Origin of the sequence: Saccharicrinis aurantiacus (genome assembly GCF_947489045.1) — a bacterium.
GTDB classification, from domain to species: Bacteria; Bacteroidota; Bacteroidia; order Bacteroidales; family Marinilabiliaceae; genus Saccharicrinis; species Saccharicrinis aurantiacus.
Genome location: NZ_CANLCN010000009.1, coordinates 73656 through 99906, shown reverse-complemented (window position 1 = coordinate 99906; position 26251 = coordinate 73656). Strand labels below are relative to the sequence as shown.

Genomic DNA, 26251 nt, shown 5'->3' with positions numbered 1-26251 from the left:
TCCGCTTTAAACAGACATAAGAAGTTTTTTTTCATAGATTAGGGTTTAGGTTAAGAAAAAGGGATGCAACAACGGTTACATCCCTTTTTTTGTGCAAAAATTTTGAACCGTTATTTAAGTACTATAGTTTCTTCTAATTGCTTAGCAGCACCCAATCTTTCGCTTAATGCTCCAGGAGAAGCATTACCAACAATTACTTTATAGGCACCTTTACGCCAAACTTTTTCACCATCGGTATTTACCACTTTCAAATCGTCTGATTCTATTTCGAAACTTACGTTTTGTGTTGCGCCCTTCTTTAGAGAAATACGTTTAAAAGCCTTTAAGCTTGTATGCGGTATATTTCCTGTTACTTCAACCGGACTCACATACAATTGCACAACCTCATCAATATCGTAATCGCCTGTATTGGCCACATCAATACTTATATTCAGCACATCGTTCTTCTTTATCTTAGCTGTACTTACTTTTAAATCATTCAAAACCGTTTCTGAGTAAGTTAATCCAAATCCAAATGGAAACATTGGCTCTTCAGTCATGTATTTATAAGTGCGGCCTTTCATTGAATAATCATCATAGCTCGGAAGTTGGGCAACATTCTTAGGGAATGTAATTGGTAAGTGTCCACTTGGCGATACATCTCCAAATAAAACATCTGCCACAGCATTTCCTCCTTGCTCACCTGGATACCAAATCTGCATTATCGCATCGCAATGCTCCTCAATTCCCTCAAGGGAAACCGGGCTACCACTTGCAATTAATAACACCAAAGGGCCTTTTTTCACTTTGGCAATTTGCTGCACATAATCAATCTGATTTTGTGGTAATCTTAAATCTACCTTATCACCAATATTTCCAGAAGCAATGGCATCCACCTCTTCTCCTTCAAAATCGGCAGTTAAACCAACCACACAAATGGTAACATCCGACTCGGCAGCCACATTAGGGGCCCAGTTTTTGGGGTTAATATTTTTTTGGAATGGCAATGCTCCCGAACGATAATTTAATGAACTACTTAAAGAAACAGCATCGGCAACCCCTTCAAGAACTGTTACTAGGTTAGGACTTACTCCATAATAACTACCAATTAACATATCGGCAGAATTGGCAAAAGGACCTGTTACATAAGGAATCTTAATATCCTTTGATAAAGGCAATGTATTATTACTATTCTTTAAAAGTACAATAGATTTTTGGGCAACCTCACGCGCTAAGGCAACATTGGCTTCACTATGAATGTGCTCTTTCCCAACCTTAAAATAAGGGTGGTCTAAATCCTTATCCATCAAACCTAATTTATAACGCGTGCGAAATAATTGAGAAACAGACTCAGTTATTTCTTCTTCGGTAATCAAACCTTGTTCTACTGCTTTGCTGAGGCTTTTATAAGTTCCTCCACAATTTAAATTGGTACCCGCTTTAACAGAAACAGCCGCAGCTTCGGCAGGCGTTTTTACGTATTTTAGTTTATTCCAAACACCACTAATGGCACCACAATCGGAAGTTACGTATCCATTAAAACCCCACTGATCGCGCAAAATATCACTTAATAACAGTTTGCTTGCACTGGCCGGAACGCCATAAACTGCATTGTACGCCGACATAACACCTTCAACTTTGGCCTCTTTTACAAGCGCTTCGAAGGCAGGCAAATAAGTTTCGTATAAATCTTGCTTATTGGGTTCGGCATTAAAATGATGACGGTCTGCTTCGGGACCCGAGTGAACAGCGAAGTGCTTGGCACAGCCTGCTGATTTCAGAAACTTAGGATCATCTCCTTGCAATCCCTTCACGAAAGCAACGCCCATTTGAGCCATTAAAAATGGATCTTCGCCATAGGTCTCTTGCCCTCTTCCCCAACGCGGATCGCGAAAGATATTTACATTGGGCGTCCAAAAAGTTAAACCCGCATATTTGCTATGGTTTCCCATTTCTTGATTAATAATATACTTGGCACGTGCTTCAGTAGAGATTGCCGATGCTACACGATTTGCCAACTCAGGATCAAAAGTTGCTCCTAAGCCAATGGCTTGTGGATATATGGTAGCTTTTCCATTACGTGCAATTCCGTGTAAAGCCTCGTTCCACCAATCGTAGCTCTTTACATTCAGGCGTGGTATTTCGGGACTCGAATTTACCATCTGACTAATTTTTTCTTCTAAAGTCATTTGACTAACGAGTAACTCAACCCGTTCTTCAATGGGTAAGTTAGGATCCATATAGGACAAATCAAGCTCTTGTGCTTTTAATAATTGTAATGAGCCAAATACAAATAGTACGAAGGCATAAACAATAGATTTTTGATTGTACATCTGCGAATAGTTTTTGCTCATAATTAAACCCCATGGCTACGATAAGCAAATGAAATATTTAATCATGAAATGTTTCCCTCAAAAGTATTATATTGACATCCCGATTTAACATTTTATCACTGAACAATAACTAGTCAGCTCATAGATAAAGCTAGTCTAACGCTACTCTTAAAGCCTATAAAATGATTGATACAGCAAGCATCAAATTAAATAAAATACTACAAACCAAATATTTAACCAAAACACCACTGTTATTAGTATTATTTATCACTCTATTTAGCCACTACTCAGATGCACAATCTAATATTGATTCATCCAAAGTGAAATTAGAAACAGAACTGAAGGCTTCCATAAGTAATATTAACAGCACACCCAATCAATCGTATCGAGAATTGAGCCAGTTATTAACAACTGCAAAAAGCAAGTACGATTCAATAAATACCATCAAATGCCTAATTGGCCTAAGCGATATTGACAGATTTAGGGGAAACTACGAAACGGCCTTTGATAACTTATGGGAAGCCCAATTAAATGTTAGTTCAAACACCCCTAAGAGTTATATCATCACCATAAACCGAAACCTTGGTATTTTATACAACATTTTTAATAAAGAAGTTAAAGCACTGCAACACTTTGAATATGCCTTGCGCTTAGCCAAAGAAATTGAAAATGATCATTTCACTTCGCAAATTATCTCTACCTATTTTAGCATCGCCACACTTTATATGGATAAAAAGCAATATGATGTTGCGTTTAGTTACCTCGATTCATGCAGCTACAACAAGCCAAAGGACAAACACTTGCCGTATGTTGATGCCAATAAAGGATATATTTATTTACAGTTTGGGCGTTACCACCGATCTAAAACACATTTATATAAATCGCTTCAATATTTAGGTAAAAACGAAGAAAAGTACAAAACAGTGATATACTCTTTTCTGGGAGATTTGAAGGTTGCAAAAGAAGAGGTAGACAGTGCTTTATTTTATTACCACAAGAGTTTAGATATAATGGAAAGTTATGGTGCATATGTAGAAATTAAACCTGAGCTATATCTTAAAATATCAGAAATCTATAAACAAAAAGGCTTAATGAATAAAGCCTATAGTAATTTATTAGCCTCAACCCATGCAGCTGACAGCTTGTTTAATTTAACCAACAAACGCAACCAAAACCTTTTTGAAGTTAAAAACAGATATAAAGAGACCATTAATAAAAGAGAAAATCAGATTAATGCCCAGAACTTAATTATTAAATCGAAAAACTCTTCTCGACTTCAGTGGCAACTGATTTCTCTACTTTTGATACTTAGTGGTTTTGTGGTTTATCTGCGTTACCGCCACCAAAGCAAAATTAAAAACATAACGGTTAAGCAAGAATTGGAAAAGGAAAAAAGTAATGCCATACTCGAACTTAAAAATAAAGATTTAACCAGCAATGCCTTGCAAATGCTAGAGAAAGAGCAAGCAGTGAATGAGCTATTGAATATTATAAAGCAAGATTTGCCATTAAAGTATAAGGAATTACAGCACAAACATCTGAATCAGAAAAAGAATTTATGGAACGATTTTGATGTAAGATTCAAAGAAATTAATGATCGCTTTTACGAAGAACTGCAGAAAAAGCATCCTGAACTTACTTTTACAGAACAGAAACATTGCGCATTGATAAAACTTAATTTTGACAGTAACGAAATGGCACAGATACTCAACATCTCATTACAAAGTGTGCATACATCGCGCTATCGCATCCGAAAAAAAATAGGATTGGCGCACGAAGAAAAGTTGAGTACATACATGACCAATATTGGTGGAGCCAAATAACTAAAGTAGGATTTTGCATAACGAACATCACTGTATGTTTAGCTTAAACAACATTCTATTTATCAACCCGGATAACACCTTAAAAAAGGTGATTTCTTCACCTTTAATTATTATTGATAATCAGACACATACAAGGAGGTAAAATTCCATACCTATGCAGTTTTTTTTCCTTACCTATGGAATTTTCTTTCCATAGGTAAGGAATATTTGCGCGATACCTATAAAAATTTAGCTACAATAGCTTTAAAGGAAAATTGCTTGCATATAGGAATCAAAAATATGCTAAATGTATTATCTATACCGAATAAATGTACCTAATTACCATCCCTTTATAGTTATGTTAATAATATATAAATCTAATGTCAGCAGAATAGATATTTTACGAATGACTAAAAATATATTATGATTAACATTGCACACCATTACATTTTATTATAATATTGCGACCTAAATAAAAAGCAAACACACATCCAATTTATAATTCCACAATAAAGCCCTGTTGCTCTATTAATAAAATAGGGTAAGAAGCTTGTTTAAACTATTTAACTCCTAAACATTTAATTATAACATATGAATATGAAAACTTTAAAACTAGCTGGCCTTGCATTTATAGCCCTTGCATTATGTACAGTATCCTGTAAAAAAGATGACCCCAAACCTGGAGAATCAGGATCGAGCTTATTAACAGGTGGCCGAAGTAACAAATACTGGCCAATTCATGAAGCTAACAAAGGAGGCTATATAGACAAGGACGGTAACGTAAAAACTCTAGAATTCGAATTCGCACAACATTTTAGCTATGACATGGCTGCCGTTTCTAAAACACGCGAGATTACCGAAAAAACAGAGTATAACGATGTTGTTAGTACATTTTGGGATTATAACAATAGTAAAGAAACTGAGTACTATGGTTATTATAGAAATAATGATAACATTAAGCACTACAATAAGAATGGTGACAACCTAAATGATTCTGACCTCTATGATAATTATTATATTCTAGTGCCATATTATACTGAAGAAACAAGCACAACAGAAGTGTATGGCTATATTAACCATAATCTAGAACCTGTTATTGATTATAAATACAGAGAAGCATATGAATTTTCTAAAAATGGACTTGCACTCACGTACAGCAACGGTAAGGTACAATACATTGACAAACAAGGGGTAAATATAGGAGATACCTATTCTTACGCTAGTGAATTCTATGACAATTTAGCATTTGTAAGAGAAAGTAATGAGGATAGTTATAAATGTATAGAATATAAAGGAAATACATTTAATGTCAAATTTACCCTAAATTCAGATTTTAGATATCCTAATTCATTTCATGGGGGATTATCGCATGTTGAGACAGAGGATTATAAAATTGGATTTATTAATAAAGAAGGTGCTATTGCCATCCCTGCTATTTACGAGGAGGCAGGGTCTTTTAACGATGGCTTGACCTACTTTACTAAAAATGGTAGTGATTATGGTTTTATGGATTCAGAAGGCAATGTAATAATAGAACCTAGTTATAGTGATGCATGGCAGTTTGTAAATGAACTTGCTCCTGTAAAACAAGGTAACAAATGGATATTCATCAATAAAGAAGGTAACCAAGCTGTTGATGGACGATATGAATACGCAATGTGGTTTAACGAAGGATTAGCGCCTGTTTTAGAGGATGGCTACTGGGGATTCATAAATACAAAAGGTGAATACTCCATTAATCCTCAATTTAAATATGCTTATCCATTTATTAATGGATTAGCTGAAGTCGAATTTTCAAATGGATGGGGCTACATTAACAAAGAGGGTAAAACTGTATGGAAGACAGAAAGTTCATTATATTTTAACTTGAAATCCGCTAAAGATATCAAAGCTAAAGGAATGGCAACTTTAAAGCGATTATTAGCCAAATAGCACAGGCTTCTTAAAATATTCGAAAGGGGTTATGGACTATGTCCATAACCCCTTTCTCACATACATAACACAATGTTATTAGCCAGTTGGCTAACAACGACACTATACAACAAAAGATGTTTATTTTACCAATTGTACATCTGGCATAACAAAAGACTTATCCCAAAATGCCTCATCGGGCCCATATAAACGTAACCAAACGTATGGTTTCTTTCCTTCTGTTGGAACCCAATTAGACTCTATGCCTTTAGGCGCTTCCGGACCAAAATATACATCAACACTGCCATCCTCATTCATTTGCATATCCGGGGTATTAAATAAACCCAGACCAGAACGTTCCATTTCATTATCGATAAATGCCCAAGTAACATCATCATATACTGTTACAGACCAAAACTGCTTGGCTGGTATATCCTTAGGAATAGTTATTTTATACAAGTTACCTGCCTCTAAAGCATTACCCGCATCATCGGCAGTTGGCGCTAAATATACAGTAGCGGGACGTTCTCCTAATTTTTTAGGATAAAGAGTAAAGAAACTCCATGCAGCAGCACGTTTATCTAATTGAATTTGATCTTCTGATACAAATTCAAAACCATCAGCATTATCTGATCGCATCACAAAACTCCAGTTTCTATCTTCCCAATACAATCCATCTGTATGATGTTGATCTACTAAATTGTGCATATAAGCATAAGCATCCTTAGCAGCCATATCAAAGATCTCTTTCATGCGCGGAGTTGGATTAAAAGGTTTTCCTTTTTCAATACCAATAGAGGCCAACATCCCCATCATCACTTTATCCCTTTCAAGAACTGGCTCCACACTAAAAATCGCATGAATATCTTCCAAGGCTCTATAATCATATCGCGGAAGCGTATTTAATTTATGAGGTATTCCATCAACAAATTTTGTTTCTGTGGTTTTATCTCCCAAATAATACATTTTCATACTTTGCGTGTAGGCATAAGCATCTTCATCGGTAGCATTTTTCCCTCGTATTGAACGAAAAACAAGCGCCAAACGATAGGTAGTAGATTGCACGGGAATATAACCCGATGCTGGAATAGGACCATTGTAATTGGGCGGTATTAACAGATACTTCCCTCCTTTTCCTTTGTCGGCTCCCGAAGGGCCAACACCTGCAATTGTTGATTGCCATGCATCAACAACTTGACCGTATAAACTTGCCTTTTTACTTACGGCTGGAACCTCTAAAACAACGGGACCATTGCGTAAATCAGTATAAGCGGTGATATATGGTGTTGCCGTATTTGCTGTGATGGCTTTATGAATAGATAATGCCGGCTTTGAATAGGCTACAACCACATTATCGTCTACCCCAGGTACATCTAAAAATCCTTCGCGCAAGCGATAAATAGCCGTTGCAGGAGTAGCCCAAACCACGGCTTCAAAAGCACGTTGGTAGGCTACTTGTTCCTCAATGGAATTGAATTTATTATTGGTAGAACTTTCTTTAGTATCTCTTGTCTGCTGACAACTACTAAGCCCCATTAAAATGACTAATAGCGTTAAGCTTATATTTTTCATATCCATAATGTATAATTTAATGAGCAACCCTAATAAATAATCTGATTTAGTTCATCCTAACCATTTGAGGGAATTGATAGCTTAAATCAATAACCTCTTGCTTAGGCTCATACATTCTTAAAATCAGATAGAAATTTCCTTCTGGAGCAGGCAACCAGTTATCGGTATTTTCTGGCTTTTTATTCTGAAGAATGATATCAAACGATCCATCTTCATTTCTTTTTAGTGCTTCAGACTCAGAGCTAAACTTATAACGATTTAACTCATTATCAACAAATAATTTATTGGTAGCATCGTAAAGAGTTAAGGACCAGAAAGAATTTACTGGAGGTTCTTTATCAAAGTGAATTTTATAATTATTTACACCCAATGCAGGTTTGTTATCACTATCGGTGAATCGGATTGGATACATGGCTTCTTTTTCGCCCTGCCCACCTAAATATGGACCTGCAATTAATGAACGGAAAGAGAAATCGTACCCGTAATTATCTAGCTTTAATGCTACATTCCAACCATTATTAACAAACGAAGACGAATACATTGAAGCTAAAATAGCTAATGGTCCATCAACTGCAGCTTCTTTTAATCCTCTTAAACGATGCTCGTTAAGCTCCGACTCATGAAATTTACCATCTTTAATACCAATGCGCTCTAATTGTCCCACTAAAGATTTATCATCCGCTAGTATTTCGTTTTGACTCATTGCAAAAGCAAGGTATTTATAAAAACGTAAAGAGTCTGTTACAGGATACTCAGGCATGGCAGGTAAAGTAGTAGTTTTAACCACATTACGCTTACCAGCAAATTCACTTAAAGATTTTAACACAAACTGATCTTGCAAACCATGTACCTTTGCAACATCCTCACCTTCGAGTACGTGTACTCTACCCCAAAGCCATACTTTCTTTGTATTTGATGTTACTGTTTTTGTAACGCCTTTAGGTAACTTACCCTTCCAACCCGGAGGCACAAGAGCCACTTTTTGAGCTTTTGTACCCGTATTTCTTTTTCCAATATACTCGGTTAAATTGTGGTACATATCAAAAACATTTACCACATAATATCGTCCATCTGTATCTGGAGTTTCTAATATGTAAGGCTCCGTTAAATCAACAACTGCACTCATATAATAAGTATCGTTATTGGCTGTAGGCATATCCTTATCGTCTGCTGTAGGTAACCTTCTGGCCCAACCTATTTCGTTTAATGGTGCACGATAACTGGTTTGTGGCTTAGGGTTAGGCACATCGATATATTCGCGCATAGCTTGTTCCATACGCACCATTGCATAACCCCACTCATATGCCAAGGTACCTATTGATTTGGCATCAGCATAATCGCCCATGGCTGCTATTTCAAGATTTGGCGCTACACTAATTATCGGATCTTTTTGTGCAATTACAGTATTCATAATGGCTTTTTTAGGATCTGAACTGCTTTTACAGCTTTCAGTTTTAGGTGAACACGATGCTAGTAATGCAAGCAATATAGCACTTGAATAAATTATATTTTTAAAACGCATAATTTCTCTTATTTTAATTTCTAAAAATAACACCTCCTTACATGGGGTATTGAAATAGGATAAAGGGTTTAGTTTTAGTATAAAGTATTAAGACATAAGTATAAAGATTTCTAATTTTAGCATTATTTGCAGATGAAGTAATTCATGATGATTTCTAGGGATAGTAAGAAATTCACTTTTATTTAATTTATTAGGTCTTATGTCTTTATACTTTTGTCTTACGACTGATTAGTTACAAAAAATGAAATAATATTAGAATGTTTCGTTAATACCTAAATAGAATCCTCGGGCTCCGTATTTACCCCAGGCGTAATCAAGCGTTAGGTTTGTTTTACGTTTTTTATTAATCATGATACGTAAACCGACTCCTGCACCAATATCAACATGATCAAATAAATGAACATCGTTCATTCTATTACTGGCCGAAGTAGCATTTACAAAGGCAACTGCCCCAAATGTATCTTTAATTTTCTGCAAAGGTACGCGGTACTCCATCTCGGCATACCATAGGTCTTCGCCCATAAAGCGCCCCTTGGTATAAGCCCTTCCTGATTTCCCGAACTGATCCCAACCCAATGCTGGTAAATCTAAATAGGGAACATTACCTGAAGTAACGGATGATGCGTAAGTCCAGAATGCCAACATATGGCGCGGTCTATTTTTATCTAAATTTATGTAATCGCGGTATTCGGCCCATAACATTGTTGACCCCTGATCACTACCCAACCATTCTGGATTCATTCTGAAGTTAATGTATGCATATCGTCCTGAGTAAGGATTGGTGGTATTATCACGACTATCGTAGGATGCACTAAGGGAGACTCCGGACATAGTATAGCCTGTTGTAGAAAAACCATGCGCTGTATTATATAAATAATGACTTGTTAATACGGGCGTTTCACTCTCTAAATCGAGTAGGTTATCTTGAATATTAGAATGAATATCTAAATGATAACCTACTCCTAAGAAAAGACGCGTATCCTTATAGCGTTTCATGGCTGTTTCGTGAAAACGTATATAGTTAAACTCTAACATTTGAGCTCCATCAATGGGAGCACTCCACATATTATCCTCGTATTCAAAACCTGCGTCAACAACTTGGTTTGAACTTGGTCCTGTACCCAAACCATAATTTGGTTGCGAAGTAATAAAGTAACGCCAATCTCCTAAAAAATTCCAACTATCATTCTCTGTGAATATATTGGTTTTAGCTGTTAATATTAACTGCTTATTTGTGGTATAAATAACAGACCCTAGACCCGACGATACACTTGTTGTTGTTGGGTCGCCCATAAACCAAGTCGCTCCAGGCGCTAAACCATACATAAACCCATTGGTAGGATTGGATGAAATAACTGGCAAAGGAATAAAAGAAACGTTTTTTTGCTTAGCTTCTATTTCCTTTACAGCAATTGTATCCCCTTGCTGCTGAGCATTTGCCACAAAAGCTAAACACATGCCAAATATTATAAGAGCTTTTTTAAACTTGATTTTGAAAAGTAGTGCCATACCAATATTTTTTAAAATTTGATCACAATATCACATTCGGATTTTTGAGACTATTAATTGGTTATCTCAAAAAAGACTTCATTTTTTATTTGAGACAAAAAACGGAAGCAAAAAAACTCAAATCACACTAGTTGGTAGGTCGTTTAACACCTTCAGTATCAATATTCGCATTCGAATCCATTGCTTTGTTAATCTGATTCATGATAGCAGCGGTTCCAAGGCCAGCTCCTTTCTGACGCGCAGGAAACTCTTGAAAACTTTTATTGAATTCCATAATTGGTCCTGCAATTTGAGGAAGAATCCATGTTTTCTCTTTTTGCCATAAAAAGTGACCTGGTGTTTCTGGTGATCTTTCATAAGGATCAAGTTTTATGTCTACAATCATACCAGCTGGTAATATTTCTCTGTCTTTTACCCACTCATCTTTTAAGGCTAAATGAACTTTCCAATTATCAACACGAATGGCATTTAAATCATTCTCTCCAAAGAAGAAAAACTCACGACGATTTGATTTCCCTTTACCGGTAATTACATCCATCTGGTTGTAACCATCAATATGTACTTTGTACTCAGTTCCGTTTACTTTTTTACCTTCTCTAAGCTCTTCTTTAATATCGTCTTCTCCTACTGCTGCCATTATAGTTGGCAACCAATCTTCAGCAGTAAATAATTCGCCACTATATTCTCCGGCAGGCACTTTTCCTGGCCAACGCACTAACATAGGTACTCTATGACCACCATCCCATGTGGTTCCCTTTTCACCACGGAAACTAGCAGCCCCGGCACTTGGCCAATGAGAAAGGTTAACACCATTATCTGAGGTAAATAAAACTATTGTATTATCTGCTACACCCAATTCATCTAATTTGTCTAGTAGCTCGCCAATTACGTGATCCAAGTGCATTAAACCGTCAGAATATTTTCCATGGCCACTTTTACCAGCCCAATCGTCACTAACAAATATTTCTTGATGCATACGAGTAGGACAAAACCATAAAAAGAAAGGATCTTTTTCGTCAGCAACTTTATCTAGCCAATTCTCAGAAACTTCAAGTACCTCATCATCAAAAGTAGCTTGTCTATCAGCAAATAAGGTTCCGCGATCTTCTATTGTTTGTTTGCCTACTTTACCAAAACGGGGATCAACAGTAGTATCATCTACATCTGTTGCTTTAGTATACAATACGTTTCGTGGACGCCCTATATAATTAGGATCTTTTGGGAATTCTGGTTGCTCTGGTTGGTTCATCATATTAAGATGATAAAGAATACCAAAGAACTCATCAAACCCATGTACGGTTGGTAAATGTTCGTTACGATCGCCTACATGGCTCTTTCCAAACTGACCCGTAGCATAACCTTTATCTTTTAGTAAGGTTGCAAGGGTAACATCTTCGGCTTGCAGACCCAAATGCGAGCCAGGCTGACCAACAGAAGTAAGCCCGGTACGAATAGGATACTGACCTGTAATAAATGCAGATCTACCTGCTGTACAGCTCGGATGTGCGTAAAAATCGCTTAACATCATCCCTTCTTCAGCAATCCTGTCAATATTTGGCGTACTAACTGCCCCTAATCCTCTATGGTATGCAGATATATCCATAGGAGCAACATCATCTGTTGTAATAACAACAATATTTGGTTTTTGGGCAAAAGCTACCCATCCAATGCACATTAATAATGTGCTTAGTATAATTCGTTTCATATCTATATAATTTTATGATTGATCTACTTACTACAATACTTTTCTATCTATTATTGAAATTATGTATGTAGTTTAGAAGAACATCATACAATTATTCAACAACAAGTTAATGGCGAGCTCCAATTAAGTATTGGAGCTTCTTAACCAAACATTATTGATGTGGTGTTACCATTGGTGGTAGAGGTTGTTCTGCTGTTGGTGGAAGTGGCTGAATTGGTTCTTCCATTACAATTTCTTCTTCATCTTTATTGCACGCGGTAAAAGAGATACCTGCTAATAATACCAATGCCATTGAAATTTTACTAAACGTCTTCATAATGTCTTGTTTTATTGATTACTAATTAACATTACAAAGATGAAGCATACTAGTAGTGCTTTCTTATCGAAAAAAGTTATTTGCATATCGAAAAGATTCATATGCAATCAATGTTATCCTAAATATTATTACGTATTGGGCTGTTTGCCCAAACCCAACTTCATTTCTTGCCTTGAAGCAAGAAACGTAAGCAAAGAAATTCAAGGCTGCTTTACAAAAAACTTTCTTATTTATTTGAAACTTAAGTGCGGCTGGCGGATCTAAGAGCAAAGCTCTCAGCTAGCCAGTCTTACTAAAGTCCCAAATAAAACAAAAGCCTTTTGTAAAGAGGCCAAGCCTGACATGACCCATAAATACAAACATAAGAAAAAACACATTCTAATAACGAACTATTCGCTAATAGCTTACGCTTATATATAGAAATCACATCGGACACTCAGAACATGCAATAAAACTCTTAATGTATTGCCCTTAAATTCAGATATGAGCTGGTATAAAACAGAATTACCTAGATTGGATTTCTCCTGGATTTAAACTAAAACGCTCCTTAAAGGCACTAGAGAAATTGGGAATAGATGAATAACCTACATCATATCCTGCCTCGCTAACTGAATTACCTTGCATTAGAAGTTCCATAGCTTTATCGAGTCTTACGTTTTTTATAAACTGGTAAACAGAAGTACCATAGGCTTTTTGAAATAATCGCTGCAGTTTACTTTTACTCATCCCGGTTGCATCAACCAACTCACTCAACGTAGGAGGCTCTTGATACATATTAATAAGCTGAATCTTTACCTGTTCTAGCAGGTTCAGATCCTGCGGATGAATGGCATTCTTTTCTAATTGCTGGCTTGCACGAAGCATAGTTGCACTTGCTGCCTGTGTAAATAAATCAGCACTCTTAGTGTAGAGGTATGGAAATTCAAAATCTCCTTGCACATCTTTTGGTAGGTAAAGCATCTGACGAAGGCAATATCTAATATCGCTAGTTAATGGAACGTGGAATGTGGGATTAGGTCTTTCTGCTAGCATTATTCCAATTACTTTGGGGAATCTCAAAGTATTTTCAATCTCTGTAATCCAATCCTCGTTAAACGACATGTAAACCATGCTACATTCAATATCCTTGAGCCAGATACTATTTAATGTAGATTGCGCTGAATAGAATACAATACCCTCACTTGCTTTTTTAATTTCAGGTTTCAACCAAGTATCCGTATTTAAGTCGTTAGAAAAGGCCTGAAAAGAGATACTATAATTACCTATTTTACTAGTATCTGGGAAACGCTGAAAACTAAGATCTTGTTTTAATTTAAAGTGGCCAATGTATAAATCCCAATGCGTTTTTTGATAACGTTTAAAACTGCCTGAACCAACCTCTGCATTTACAACATAGTTAGACTCATCAACCTTAGTACAAGTCTCTTCTAATATTTGATAAAACTGATCTATTGAGGAATTGATAATATGTACAGCCATAATAATATTCAGATAAAATAGGTCTTACAATATTAAACATTAATAAGTAAGAATGGAAATACTAAATTAGCACAACTACTCCTTTTGCAAGATCATTTTGAATTAAGTTATTTCAGCATAAGATATTATCCCATCATTCAGTTTTGGTAGAGCTTTAGTCTTTAAGTTACAGCTTTTAAGAAGATAATGTTCATGCACTTCCCCTTACGAACAACTTCTTCATGTTTTTATGATAACTATTGGTTAATCGCGTATGAAAAAAGGGATAGAAATAGCGATCTCTGATTTTTGATTTGCTCTTAAAATAACTTCGATGAATAATTTTTGTATGGCCATCAGCAGTTTGCTCAAAATTAAGCTGCTGCTTACCTCTCGTAATATTATCATCCACATAACTAAATGCCATCACCTTCTGCAACTCATTCAAAGTGATTATTTCAAATGCTGTGGCAAGGTTTTTAATCTTTAATAATAGCAAATTCAAGTATATCACCTGACCCTCTTCAACCTTATCAACATGCCCATTGGGATAAACCATTTGGTCTGCATTTTTACAATACATAAAACCAAAATTCAGCTTACTTGTATTCCATGCCTTTGCTGGATTAGTATTTACATAATGCGACCATACCTTATGCAAGGAATCTTTTACAATGTATTTACGCTCATGATATTGGAAGCCAACAGTATTCGAATTTGTTTGCAGCGAAGGTTTAATCTCAGTAAAGGTTTTAATATCCTTGTCTATTTGAGCTTGTATGTAGGCGCTAATACTTAACTTGTTTAGTTTATCAATCTCCACATCGCTTAAACACATTTGTGCGCTGGCACTAAAAAAAAGGCACAAAAATATTGAAAGAAGCAATGCAACTTTATTCACAATACAATACTTTTTGAAAAAGCTCCTATGTTGAGTTGGTCGGGACACTATTTGAGCAACACTCATGGTAATTTTATAATCGTTGTATTCCAAATCTAAGAAAGATAAATCTACTGTGCAGTAGAAGATTACTGACGTACTTATTCTAGGCCGCTTTACTAGACTTATAACATCATACTAATGGCTATATAACAGCGAGCGCAATTATAAGAAAAGTTAATCTATTATTGAGTTTATCTGTAGTTTTTTCTTATCCAACAAAAGCTGAATCAAATAGTCGACAAACGTACTAGTTCAATATCAAAAAATTACCAATTTTAATTGGAGGTAATCAGCTTATTCCGAAAATCCTTAACCACTTCGACAACGGGGCTCATCGATTTATAATCGTATTTTAGAATGAAGTCATCCATTATATCCAATAAAGTTTCTCCATTATAGTTACTAACGCATACATGTGTTGAACTAAACTGAGCACTTAGCATTTTAAAACATGCCTCCCAATTTTCCATTTGCCTACTTGAAATTCCGTTCTTCAGAAGCTTCATTAATGGCGTATTTCCATTTTTATTGATTTGATACATATCGATATCGGGATGTGCCAAAAGCGCTGATAGAATAATAGGGTTACAATCGTCAATGGCATAGAACAAGGCATTATTTCCCTCAGAATCGGCCAAATTAATTTCTAATTTAGGACTATTGAATAGCTTGGTGAGCACCAATGCCCGCAGTTTGGAGTTCGCAATGATTTCTTCGTGACTATAGCCATAGGGGCGAAATCGTCCATCGCACAGGTAATGAAATATGGTTTGACCTCCTGTAAAAGTATTAGGATATACCTCGTAATCCAATAAAGTTTGAGTATTCTCTAAATAGAAAGTACTGTCGGAAAGCGGAGTGTTGAAATCTATCTGCGTAAGAAAATTCACCATCTCGTCAGCTACATTTGCATTGAAACTGGTTTCTGGTTTTAGCAATTCTACTATGCCTCCGGTTTCATTATTCATAAAACTTCTTTTCAATACATAATCGTAGGCACTCATTCCTACGGCATCTCTACTCTCTTTATTAAATTGAGCATTCTCATTCATCACCTTCATAAAAAGGAGCGATAAAGGAGTTAATCTATTAACTCGACATTCGGATAGTGCCAAGAATGATTGCAGTGGTGTGTACTGAAAAGAGTAATTTTTTATATTAGGGTTTACCCTTTTATCATCTAATAAAACAAGCACACAAAGACCATCGGGACATCCGGAATAATTATAGTGGGGTGCAAAATAGTGTGAATTCGTACTGCCATTAACCATGGCATAATGCAGTGCTGTATTACCATACGAATCCTTAAGATTCGGATCAGTAGTGGAGAACGAAAGAGCTTCGTGAATTAAGCGAGCTCGTTTAAGGTTCTTCATATCTCGCAACATTAAGCGATGAAGTGGGCTCCTGCCAACAGAATCTTGTTGGTTCCAATAAGGTATTTGTTGATCATTATTTTTATCGGAAAAATGTATTGAAACAACACCGAATTCGCCTTCATCTAACACTTCGTTCTGATTCAAATCTTTTACCCAAGCCAAATGAATAACATCTATAGAAGTTTCTGAAATGGCATCCTCTTCAAAATGATGAACCCTTATGGTATCAACCGAAAAACTAAACTTGCTCAATTTCTTCTTTTTCTTTATTAAGCGAAGCCTATTATATTCGGCATCAGTATAAAACAAATAAGCATGTGCTTCGGCATTACACCTTACCCCATGATAACAACCATCAGTACTTAGCGCCATACTTGTACCCGGCTTAAAACAAGGAATATCGGCAATTGGCATTCCCTCTTTCATTTCCGGAATTTGTTCTGCATTGTAGAACGCTGTTATGCGCATTGAATGATGCAAGCCTATATCAGGCTGATATAGGTGGTTATAAAATTGTATTTCGAATGGTGCTTTCTGTAATGAAATATGCGTATGGTTTCCTTCAACAACCTGAGTTGTATTATTCTGTACAAAATACAAACGGTCTTTCTTATTTGCTTCAGCAAAAGAATAAAAAGCTGTTAGCATGAAAAGTAAACAAGATAACGCGGATTTAGATGTATGCATTAAAGATATTTTTATGGGCCGCAAATCTCGTTAATTATTTCAATTTACTAGTGGGATTAAATCATAGAAACACCACATTATTTAACTATACAGCACTCTTTTTTCAGAGTATTATATCTTAATTCATTTCAAACAAAATAATACTAAACCACAAGAACGGGTAGTGCAATTAGATAGAGGAAGCACTATTTTTACAGCGCTCAAAAACACAAAATATGGAAACTAGATATGATAGGAATAGATTATACATTACCCCAGAAGAACAAGAGAAGATTAAGGATATTCCTATAATACTAGGTGGAAGTGGTATTGGCAGTGTTATTGCCGAATGTGCATTAAGGTTAGGCTTTGAGAATATAACAATTGTAGATGGTGATACTATTGAGCTCACCAATTTAAATAGACAAAACTATACAGAAGACGACTTATCTGAAAGTAAAGCTGAGACCATAAAAAATAGGTTGCAATCAATTAATAAAACAGCAAAAATAACCGTTTTGGATTACTACTTAACTACGGAAAATCTGCGTGGAATTATTGAAGGCCATAAGATTGCCATAAATGCTTTGGATTTTTCCTCTGATGTTCCCCTATTATTTGATTCCATTTGTCAAGAATTGCAAATTCCTGTACTTCATCCTTATAATTTAGGATGGGGAGGTTTAATCACCATCATCGATCCTGGAGGATGTTCCCTATCAAGCATTGCCAAACCCAATAAGCGCTTCAACGAAATTGATGTGGTTGAGTACGCCTCAAGTTACCTTAAATATTGGGGCAACAAACAAGAGTGGTTAGAAGAAATTATTTGGAAGTATAAGAACGAGAAAGAAAAGCTTTCTCCTCCTCAACTATCCATTGCTAGTTGGATGCTTGGAGGTATATGTACACACGTATTATTTAATGTTGCCACAAATAAAGATGTAAAGGTATTTCCTGAGTTTTACTTATCAACATTAATGCACAGTTAAATTAACTTATTACTAACAACATACGAAATTGCCTCGGAGATATTTGAAACATCAAGTTTATCAAATAATTTTCGCCTGTGAAACTTTATCGTATCTGGCGAAAGGAATAACTTTTCAGCAATACCATTAATGGTTAATCCCCTGACCGAGTAATGCAGAATATCTTTTTCTCGGTCGGTTAATATTACCTTTGCCGACTTCATCCAAAAATTACCTTCTTCGTTATACTCGGCAAAAACATTTTCTCCATTCTTAAATATTCTGATATTTCCTGAGCTTCTTTCTGAAGATAAGGATACAATACATAAAGCTTTCCACATACGCCCATTTTTATCAAGCATAATCGGCGTTAACTTTTGATTTATTAAAATAACTTGATCATTCTGATTTCTTATATGAAAATCATATGATATAATATACTCTTTTCGTTGCTCTATCGGAATACTCTCATAATACTCAAAGCCAATATTGTTTATTCTTAAAAGTAAATCCAAATCAGATTCTACAACATACTTAAAGTAAAAAGCATATCCCATCTCTTGCACTTCATTGGCAGAGTGCCCGCATAAGAATAACGGATTGTCTGATACATATTCAAATTTTTTATTTTGATAATCAATTACGTATATACTATTATACGTGGTCCTAGCCATTGCCTTAAAAGCCTCTAAATAGGTAGGTTGATTATCTAAATATTCTTGTTCAGTATGGTTAATACTATTTCTTGAGGAAAAAAAATCATCAATATTTGTCATTTCCTTTGCTAATTATATAACTACTCTGTATTAAGCTAATGGGCTATTTAAGCCTAATACAAACAATACATTTTGCTCATAAAACTACGACAAGATATGTTTTATGATTAATACAACCAAAACATATGCCCTAATTCATAGAACGTTATTAATTATTGAGTATCATAAAATATAAACTCACAACCACACTTTAGTGTAATACAAAATAAGATTGGAACAAATATATTAGTAGTAAGTAATTATTTATAAACGACTCTAATCCTAACCCATGCGAGAAACTGTTCAAAAATTAGACTTACTAAAAAAGTATCAATTATTCGACTTATCTGAATTCATAGTATATGAAAACATTAAGCATCATTTAAATAGTCCATCAATATTTGAAATAAACAAAGACATCAACTCTATCTTTAAAGAAGAGTCTCATTTCTTTGATAATTCAAAAATATATTATGCCACAGATGGCAATAATTCTATAATAGGTTCAATACGAATAGTTAAATGGAACTATAGGGATATACTCCCAATACAAAAACTATTTGGGATAGACCCTTTACAAATTGCCAATGAAGTGAGTTGGGATTCTAAAAACATATTTCACATCGGAAGATTTGCTATTAAAAAAGGACTCAAAGATACCTCTCTGCTAAAGCAGTTGATGGTTATGGCTGTTGAGCCAATTTGTAATCATAAAAATAGTATTGCTTTTGCTGAGTGTGATAGAAAACTATTACGCATCCTCTATTTATTAGGAATTAAAGCTTCTATAATTGGAGAGTCAATAGAATACTTAGGTTCTGAAACAGTTCCAATATTATTATCTTATAACAGCGTGATTTCTTTCTATAAGGAGAATAAAGTTTATCAGAAGAAAAGCACTGTGGATGTTTAAAAGATATCTGTAAATACTATTAATACCAATTATAATAAATCGGCAGGTGAATCACATCCCTGAATTCAATGGCGTTTAAAAAGTTAAACCTGAATAAAACAAATAGAATATACACACATACATATTATCAATCACTCATAAACCCGAATGTTATGACACAAAAAAAAGAAATCTTATTTGCAATTGACACAATTGAAGACATGTCAAACAACAGCCTTGTACATCCATATTTTAGATTTTTAGCAAAGCTAATTCACAATGGTCACCAACTATCTTTCTTTCGTCATGGTACAGACGAAACATTTAAAACTATAATCAATTATGAAGAGCTCAGTAATTTTAAAAAGTCTATTGTTTCCTTTGCTAAGCAGGAACAATAAAAAATACACTTAATCTATAATAAAAGACCAATGCAAAAGAGGATGCTCATTACTGATCATCCTCTTTTTATATACCTTAGATTCTCGGTGCTAAACAATAGTTCTAAATAAGTTTTTCATGCTTACTTTCTCTTCAAGAATTTTCTCTAAATCAGCAATGGCAACACGCTCTTGCTCCATAGTATCGCGGTAACGGATGGTTACCTTGTTATCCTCTAATGTTTCGTGATCAACAGTAATACAGAAAGGCGTACCAATGGCGTCCTGACGACGGTAACGTTTTCCGATACTATCTTTTTCATCGTACTGTAAGTTATAATCAAACTTAAGAGTATTAACAATTTCACGTGCTTTTTCTGGTAAACCACCTTTTTTAATTAAAGGAAGAACAGCCATTTTTACCGGAGCCAATGCTGGTGGTAATTTTAACATTACACGCGTTTCTTTTTTACCTTTTGAATCTTCAACAACATCCTCGGTGTAGGCACCAGCCATAATACTTAAGAACATACGATCAACACCAATTGAAGTCTCAACCACATAAGGAACGTAGTTTTTATTCAACTCAGGATCGAAATACTGTAGTTTTTTACCCGAGTGCTCTTGGTGCGAACTTAAATCAAAATCGGTACGTGAGTGAATACCCTCAACCTCTTTAAATCCAAATGGCATACGGTACTCAATATCTGTTGCAGCATTAGCATAGTGCGCTAATTTCTCGTGATCGTGGTAACGGTAACTCTCATCACCCATTCCTAAAGCTTTATGCCACTTCATACGGAATTCTTTCCAGTATTCGAACCATTTCATCTCTTCTCCCGGACGAACAAAGAATTGCATTTCCATTTGCTCAAACTCGCGCATACGGAAAATAAACTGACGTGCTACAATTTCGTTACGGAATGCTTTACCAATTTGCGCTATCCCGAAAGGAATTTTCATACGACCTGTTTTTTGCACATTCAGGAAGTTTACAAAAATACCTTGAGCCGTTTCTGGACGTAAATATAATTTGCTTGATGAATCGGCCGTAGAACCCATTTCTGTAGAGAACATCAAGTTAAACTGACGCACATCAGTCCAGTTTTTAGTTCCAGAGATAGGACAAGCTACTTCGTAATCAACAATAATTTGTTTTAAATCCTCTAAATCATTATCGTTTAATGCTTTTGCAAAACGCGTATGAATAGTGGTAATTTTTTCTTGGTTAGCTAAAACACGAGGATTGGTTTCTTTAAACTGTGCTTCATCAAAAGATTCGCCAAAACGCTTCTTCGCTTTCGCTACTTCTTTCTCAATTTTAACCTCAAACTTTTGAATTAAATCTTCGATTAAAACATCGGCACGGTAACGTTTCTTACTGTCTTTGTTATCAATCAAAGGATCGTTAAAAGCATCAACATGGCCCGAAGCTTTCCAAGTAGTAGGGTGCATAAAAATAGCAGAATCTAAACCAACTACATTATCGTTTAGCTTCACCATGGCATCGTACCAGTACTTTTTAATGTTGTTTTTTAATTCAACACCAAGCTGACCATAATCATAAACGGCACCTAGTCCATCATAAATTTCACTTGATTGAAACACAAACCCATACTCTTTACAGTGGGCCACTAACTTTTTAAAAACATCTTCTTGAGCCATATCCAATATATAAATATAGGATGGTAATTGCATTTGCACTCACCTCCAAAATTTTAATTCAAAATGTAACAAAAGCTTACCAAAATCATTGGATTTGCTTTTCAGAGTGCAAAAATAAGCTAAAAATCTGTTTTTCCGAATATTCAGATACGATCTATAGCTATTTGTTCTGCTCTAGCCTGTTTGGCTCTAATCTTATTTATATATTTGCACCGAGGAAAACCTTTGTTTACACAATTAGGATGAGAAAAAAAGTTGACTTTTTGGTTATTGGGTCAGGGATTGCCGGTTTAAGTTTTGCATTAAAAGTTGCAGATCACGGTAAAGTGCTCGTAGTAAGTAAAACCAAAATAGGAGAAACGAATACTTCGTACGCTCAAGGCGGAATTGCATCAGTGATGTATGAACCTGATGATTTTGAAAAACACATTGAAGATACCATGATTGCTGGCGATCATCTTTCTAAGAAAGATGTAGTGAGAATGGTAGTTGAAAATGGGCCAGATCAGATTAAACAACTGATTGATTGGGGAACCAACTTTGACAAAGCCAATGATCAGCGATACGATTTACATCGCGAAGGCGGTCACTCTGAGCATCGCATTCTGCACCATCAAGACAATACGGGCTTTGAAATTCAACGTGCCCTTATTGAGCAAGTTAAAAATCATCCTAACATTGAAATTAACGACAAGTACTTTGCCGTTGATATTATTACACAGCACCACCTTGGAGAAATTACTTATCGCTGGCGCGATGATATTGAATGCTACGGTGCTTACCTCTTAAATCAGGAAACCGAAAAAGTAGATACCGTTTTAGCTAAGGTAACTTTAATGGCCACTGGCGGTATTGGTAATATTTACCAAACTACAACAAACCCGACTATTGCTACTGGCGATGGAATTGCGATGGCCTATAGAGCCAAAGGCATTATTGAGAATATGGAATTTGTACAATTCCACCCTACCTCATTATACAATCCCAAAGAGCGTCCTTCGTTTTTAATTACTGAGGCCATGCGTGGTTACGGAGGTTTATTGCGTCGCCGCGATGGAGAACTTTTTATGAAAAAATACGATGAGCGTGGTTCATTAGCTCCTCGTGATATTGTAGCGCGTGCCATCGATAACGAAATGAAAAATACGGGTGAAGATTACTTATTTTTAGATGTAACCCACAAGGATGCAGAAGAAACGAAAGCTCACTTCCCTACTATTTATAATAAATGCTTAGAGTTAGGCATTGATATTACCAAAGATTGGATTCCGATTGTTCCTGCTGCCCATTATTTATGTGGTGGAATCAAGGTGGATAAAAAAGGACGTAGCTCCATTAAAAATCTATATGCCGCTGGCGAATGTTCATCAACAGGCTTACATGGTGCCAACCGTTTGGCATCAAACTCTTTATTAGAAGCTATTGTTTACGCTGATTTCTCGGCCAAACATGCCATTAAAAAGATAGCTAAGACCGAGTTTAAAACTAAAATTCCTAATTGGAATGATGAAGGTACTTCGCACGCTGAAGAGTTGGTTTTAATTACGCAAACCAACAAAGAGGTTGAGCAAATAATGAGTAACTATGTGGGCATTGTACGTTCTAATCTTCGCTTAAAAAGAGCCTTAGACCGACTGGAATTAATTTACCGCGAAACAGAAAGTTTATTCGATAGTTCAACAGTTACACGTAAGTTGTGTGAACTGCGTAACGAAATAAACGTGGGATACTTAACCATCAGAATGGCTATGGCCCGTAAAGAAAGTAAAGGCTTACATTACACCAGCGACCATAATAAACTTAGAACCAAACGCTAACAGAGTATTTGCGCAGTATATATTTTAAGTAAGCAAAATTGTATATTATTTTGTAACTTATGTTTTACTGTCTCTAAAAAACATAAGCTATGAAGATTCTACTCATCAATAAATCAGCAACTCAAGGTGGTGCAGCAGTAGCTGCCTTTCGCTTATTTGAGGCACTAAAAAAACATGGTGTAGAGGTTAATTTATTGGTGCAGGATAGTGCCAAATCTGAATTAGGTGTGCATAGTCTCAGTAATTCTTTCAAGGGCAAACAACGCTCGTTTGGTAAATTTGTAGCAGAAAGGGTATCCTTTTTACCTTTTGAAAAAGATAAAAGCGTACGCTACACCTTCTCTCCGGCTGCCTCAGGCGAGAATATAGTAAATCATCCATTAGTACAAGAAGCAGATGTTATACACCTGCATTGGATCAATCATGGTTTTCTATCATTAAAAGGACTAAATAGGATATTTAAATTGGGCAAACCTATTGTTTGGACCATGCACGATATGTGGCCTTTTACTGGCGGTTGCCATTACTCAGGCTCGTGTTTTGAGTATGTTGAATCCTGCGGGAACTGTCCTTTCTTAAAGAAACCAAGTGATAAGGATTTATCCTATCGTATTTTAAAACACAAGCATAAAATTTGGGAAGATGCGAATTTAAATATGGTTACTTGTAGTAATTGGTTACGCAATTTGGCTTTGGATAGTACGCTTCTTAAAAGTAAACCTGTTATATCTATACCAAATCCGATTAACACCGATTTATTTAAACCTCTTGATTTTAAAGAGTGCAGAAAACGCTTTAAACTTCCTATCCGAAAAAAACTAATCTTATTTGGGGCCGCCAATAGCAGCGAACCGCGCAAGGGAATTAAATATCTTCTTGAGGCTTTAGCTTACATTAAGCAAAACCATACCGAATGGAATGACAAAATGGAACTGGTTGTATTTGGTAAAACAGATAAACAGCTATTAGACTCGTTTCCGTATAAAACGCACAATCTTAAATTTATAAAAAGCAAAACCGACTTAATAAAGCTATACAATGCTGCAGACGCATTTGTTTTGCCTTCGCTACAAGATAATTTACCCAATACAGTAATGGAATCTTTAGCATGCGGAACACCTGTTGTGGCTTTTAATGTAGGTGGCGTACCTGAGCTGATACAGCACAATAAAACGGGTTATTTAGCCAATGTAAAAGATAGTGACGCTCTTGCCAAGGGTATGATTAGTGTATTAGAACATCAGAATATTGATGAATTACAAACCGAGGCGCGTGATTTTGTTTTAAAAAATTATGCAAATGCCGTTGTAGCTGAACAGTACCATAAGCTTTACAACAAAGTGCTTAATAACAAATAATACCAATGAACACATTGCCCACAATAAGTATTATAACCGTTGTATATAATGCTGCTAACGATCTTGATAAAACCATTAAAAGCATTGCCGCTCAAAGCTATAAAAACATCGAATATATTATTGTTGATGGCGCTTCTACTGATCATACTACCGAAGTTATAAAGGCACATAGCAACTCCATTACAAAATGGATCAGCGAAAAAGATACTGGTATTTATGATGCCATGAATAAGGGTATTCATTTGGCTACTGGAGACTACCTGTGGTTTATGAATGCTGGCGATGAAATAGCTGAAGCTGATACCTTAAGTAAGGTTTTTAATTTAGCACAAAATGCCGACATCTATTATGGTGATACCACCATGATTGATGAAAACGGCAATAAAATTGGCAATCGACGTTTACAACCTCCCAAAAACTTAAATTGGAAAAGCTTTAAAAAAGGCATGCTTGTTAGTCATCAATCCTTTATTGTAAAACGAAGCATTGTTGATTTGTATAATCTAAAATATCACTTCTCTGCCGACTTTGAATGGTGCTTAATTGCACTTAAAAGAGCTACGCAAATCATAAATACACAATTAACCCTGTCCTTATTTTTAGATGGTGGTGTTACCAAGCAAAATATTAAAGCTGGTTTAAAAGAACGCTTTAAAATAATGAGTCAGTACTATGGATTAATCCCAACGCTATATGAGCATTTATTTGTAGCATTCAAATTCTTCTGGTTCTGGGGAAAAAATGGTCGCTTTTAAACAACTGTTCCTATCGTTTCTTCCAGTTTATCCTTCGCACTTTTATCGAAATTAAGATATGGGAAAATGCTTGGTGCAAACTCAGAAAGGGGCTCATAAATAATTGAGGATTCTCGGGTTTCTTTCGGGATGATATCGAATGTACGATCAAAACTTACGAATACGGAAAGAAGAATACTCACTATAAAACCAATTTTAACCAAGGAGAAAACGGCTCCCAACACCCGGTTAATGGTACCTAAGGCAACAGCTTTAACTAACTTATCAACAGCTTTTGCAACTAAATGTACAGCTACTACGATGGCAATAAAGGTTACTAAGAAAGATATTAAACCAATATAGTTACTATTGAAGTAATTGAGCAGCCATGTTTCTGTAATATCAGAAAACTTTATAGCTCCAATTACCCCCAAAACAAGGGCAGCTAATGAAGCCAGTTCAATCACTAGTCCGTTCTTAAACCCCTTTACCAATGCAATAATTAATATTACGCCAACAATAATATCGAAATAATTCATTCAGTGTATTTTTTGCTAAAATAATATACTCATAGCTAATAGAAG

The 26251-nt window shown here is 35.6% G+C and carries 20 protein-coding genes; 8 read left to right on the top strand and 12 right to left on the bottom strand.

Annotated elements, in window-relative coordinates:
- Positions 1–110: 110 nt before the first annotated feature.
- Positions 111–2312 carry a glycoside hydrolase family 3 C-terminal domain-containing protein gene (locus tag QMO11_RS12010; protein ID WP_282037514.1) on the bottom strand — a complete coding sequence of 734 codons (2202 nt, stop codon included), beginning with the start codon at positions 2310–2312 and terminating at the stop codon, positions 111–113.
- 182 nt (positions 2313–2494) lie between these two features.
- Here QMO11_RS12010 and QMO11_RS12005 point away from each other — a divergent pair, with 182 nt between their 5' ends.
- Positions 2495–4135, top strand: a complete 1641-nt coding sequence (locus QMO11_RS12005) for a tetratricopeptide repeat protein (RefSeq protein ID WP_282037513.1) — start codon at positions 2495–2497, stop codon at positions 4133–4135.
- Positions 4136–4711: 576 nt separating this feature from the next.
- Positions 4712–6046: a WG repeat-containing protein gene (locus QMO11_RS12000; protein WP_282037512.1), complete on the top strand. Its 1335-nt coding sequence runs from the start codon at positions 4712–4714 to the stop codon at positions 6044–6046.
- Positions 6047–6166: 120 nt separating this feature from the next.
- Here QMO11_RS12000 and QMO11_RS11995 read toward each other — a convergent pair whose 3' ends face one another.
- From QMO11_RS11995 to QMO11_RS11960, 8 genes are all read right to left on the bottom strand, one after another.
- Positions 6167–7603, bottom strand: coding sequence for a DUF1254 domain-containing protein (locus tag QMO11_RS11995; protein WP_282037511.1), 1437 nt, complete (start codon positions 7601–7603; stop codon positions 6167–6169).
- A gap of 40 nt (positions 7604–7643) precedes the next feature.
- Complete coding sequence (locus tag QMO11_RS11990) at positions 7644–9008, bottom strand: DUF1254 domain-containing protein (protein WP_282037510.1); 1365 nt, start codon at positions 9006–9008, stop codon at positions 7644–7646.
- Positions 9009–9371: 363 nt separating this feature from the next.
- Positions 9372–10628 carry a BamA/TamA family outer membrane protein gene (locus tag QMO11_RS11985; protein WP_282037509.1) on the bottom strand — a complete coding sequence of 419 codons (1257 nt, stop codon included), beginning with the start codon at positions 10626–10628 and terminating at the stop codon, positions 9372–9374.
- 127 nt (positions 10629–10755) lie between these two features.
- Entirely contained in the window at positions 10756–12333 is a 1578-nt protein-coding gene (locus tag QMO11_RS11980; protein ID WP_282037508.1) for an arylsulfatase, read from the bottom strand.
- A gap of 151 nt (positions 12334–12484) precedes the next feature.
- Positions 12485–12649, bottom strand: a complete 165-nt coding sequence (locus tag QMO11_RS11975; RefSeq protein WP_282037507.1) for a hypothetical protein — start codon at positions 12647–12649, stop codon at positions 12485–12487.
- A gap of 504 nt (positions 12650–13153) precedes the next feature.
- The gene (locus QMO11_RS11970) at positions 13154–14128 is read right to left on the bottom strand and encodes a helix-turn-helix domain-containing protein (RefSeq protein WP_282037506.1); all 975 of its coding nucleotides are present in this window, start codon (positions 14126–14128) and stop codon (positions 13154–13156) included.
- Positions 14129–14318: 190 nt separating this feature from the next.
- Positions 14319–15008, bottom strand: coding sequence for a hypothetical protein (locus QMO11_RS11965; protein WP_282037505.1), 690 nt, complete (start codon positions 15006–15008; stop codon positions 14319–14321).
- Positions 15009–15325: 317 nt separating this feature from the next.
- Positions 15326–17116: an ankyrin repeat domain-containing protein gene (locus tag QMO11_RS11960; protein ID WP_282037504.1), complete on the bottom strand. Its 1791-nt coding sequence runs from the start codon at positions 17114–17116 to the stop codon at positions 15326–15328.
- A 215-nt stretch (positions 17117–17331) separates the two neighbouring features.
- On the opposite strand from QMO11_RS11960, the gene QMO11_RS11955 reads away from it, so the two are divergent.
- On the top strand, positions 17332–18087 hold the full coding sequence (locus QMO11_RS11955) for a ThiF family adenylyltransferase (protein WP_282037503.1): 756 nt from the start codon (positions 17332–17334) through the stop codon (positions 18085–18087).
- Here QMO11_RS11955 and QMO11_RS11950 read toward each other — a convergent pair.
- Positions 18084–18842 (bottom strand): response regulator transcription factor, encoded by a 759-nt coding sequence (locus tag QMO11_RS11950; protein ID WP_282037502.1) that lies wholly within the window; start codon positions 18840–18842, stop codon positions 18084–18086. The two genes, QMO11_RS11955 and QMO11_RS11950, sit on opposite strands and share 4 nt — an antisense overlap.
- Before the next feature lie 268 nt (positions 18843–19110).
- Between QMO11_RS11950 and QMO11_RS11945 the strand changes: the two genes are divergently transcribed.
- Positions 19111–19734: a hypothetical protein gene (locus QMO11_RS11945; protein ID WP_282037501.1), complete on the top strand. Its 624-nt coding sequence runs from the start codon at positions 19111–19113 to the stop codon at positions 19732–19734.
- Positions 19735–19886: 152 nt separating this feature from the next.
- Entirely contained in the window at positions 19887–20114 is a 228-nt protein-coding gene (locus tag QMO11_RS11940; RefSeq protein WP_075602701.1) for a hypothetical protein, read from the top strand.
- Positions 20115–20204: 90 nt separating this feature from the next.
- Here the strand turns inward: QMO11_RS11940 and QMO11_RS11935 are convergent, their stop codons facing one another.
- On the bottom strand, positions 20205–21758 hold the full coding sequence (locus tag QMO11_RS11935; RefSeq protein ID WP_282037500.1) for a glycine--tRNA ligase: 1554 nt from the start codon (positions 21756–21758) through the stop codon (positions 20205–20207).
- Positions 21759–22000: 242 nt separating this feature from the next.
- On the opposite strand from QMO11_RS11935, the gene nadB reads away from it, so the two are divergent.
- The 3 genes from nadB to QMO11_RS11920 all read left to right on the top strand — a co-directional run bounded on the left by nadB (position 22001) and on the right by QMO11_RS11920 (position 25688).
- A complete protein-coding gene (nadB, locus tag QMO11_RS11930; RefSeq protein WP_075602747.1) occupies positions 22001–23575 on the top strand; it encodes an L-aspartate oxidase in 1575 nt (524 codons plus the stop codon).
- An 89-nt stretch (positions 23576–23664) separates the two neighbouring features.
- Positions 23665–24933 carry a glycosyltransferase family 4 protein gene (locus tag QMO11_RS11925; RefSeq protein ID WP_282037499.1) on the top strand — a complete coding sequence of 423 codons (1269 nt, stop codon included), beginning with the start codon at positions 23665–23667 and terminating at the stop codon, positions 24931–24933.
- 5 nt (positions 24934–24938) lie between these two features.
- Positions 24939–25688 (top strand): glycosyltransferase family 2 protein, encoded by a 750-nt coding sequence (locus QMO11_RS11920; RefSeq protein WP_282037498.1) that lies wholly within the window; start codon positions 24939–24941, stop codon positions 25686–25688.
- Here the strand turns inward: QMO11_RS11920 and QMO11_RS11915 are convergent.
- On the bottom strand, positions 25685–26206 hold the full coding sequence (locus tag QMO11_RS11915) for a CvpA family protein (protein ID WP_075602698.1): 522 nt from the start codon (positions 26204–26206) through the stop codon (positions 25685–25687). The genes QMO11_RS11920 and QMO11_RS11915 overlap by 4 nt on opposite strands.
- Positions 26207–26251: the final 45 nt, after the last annotated feature.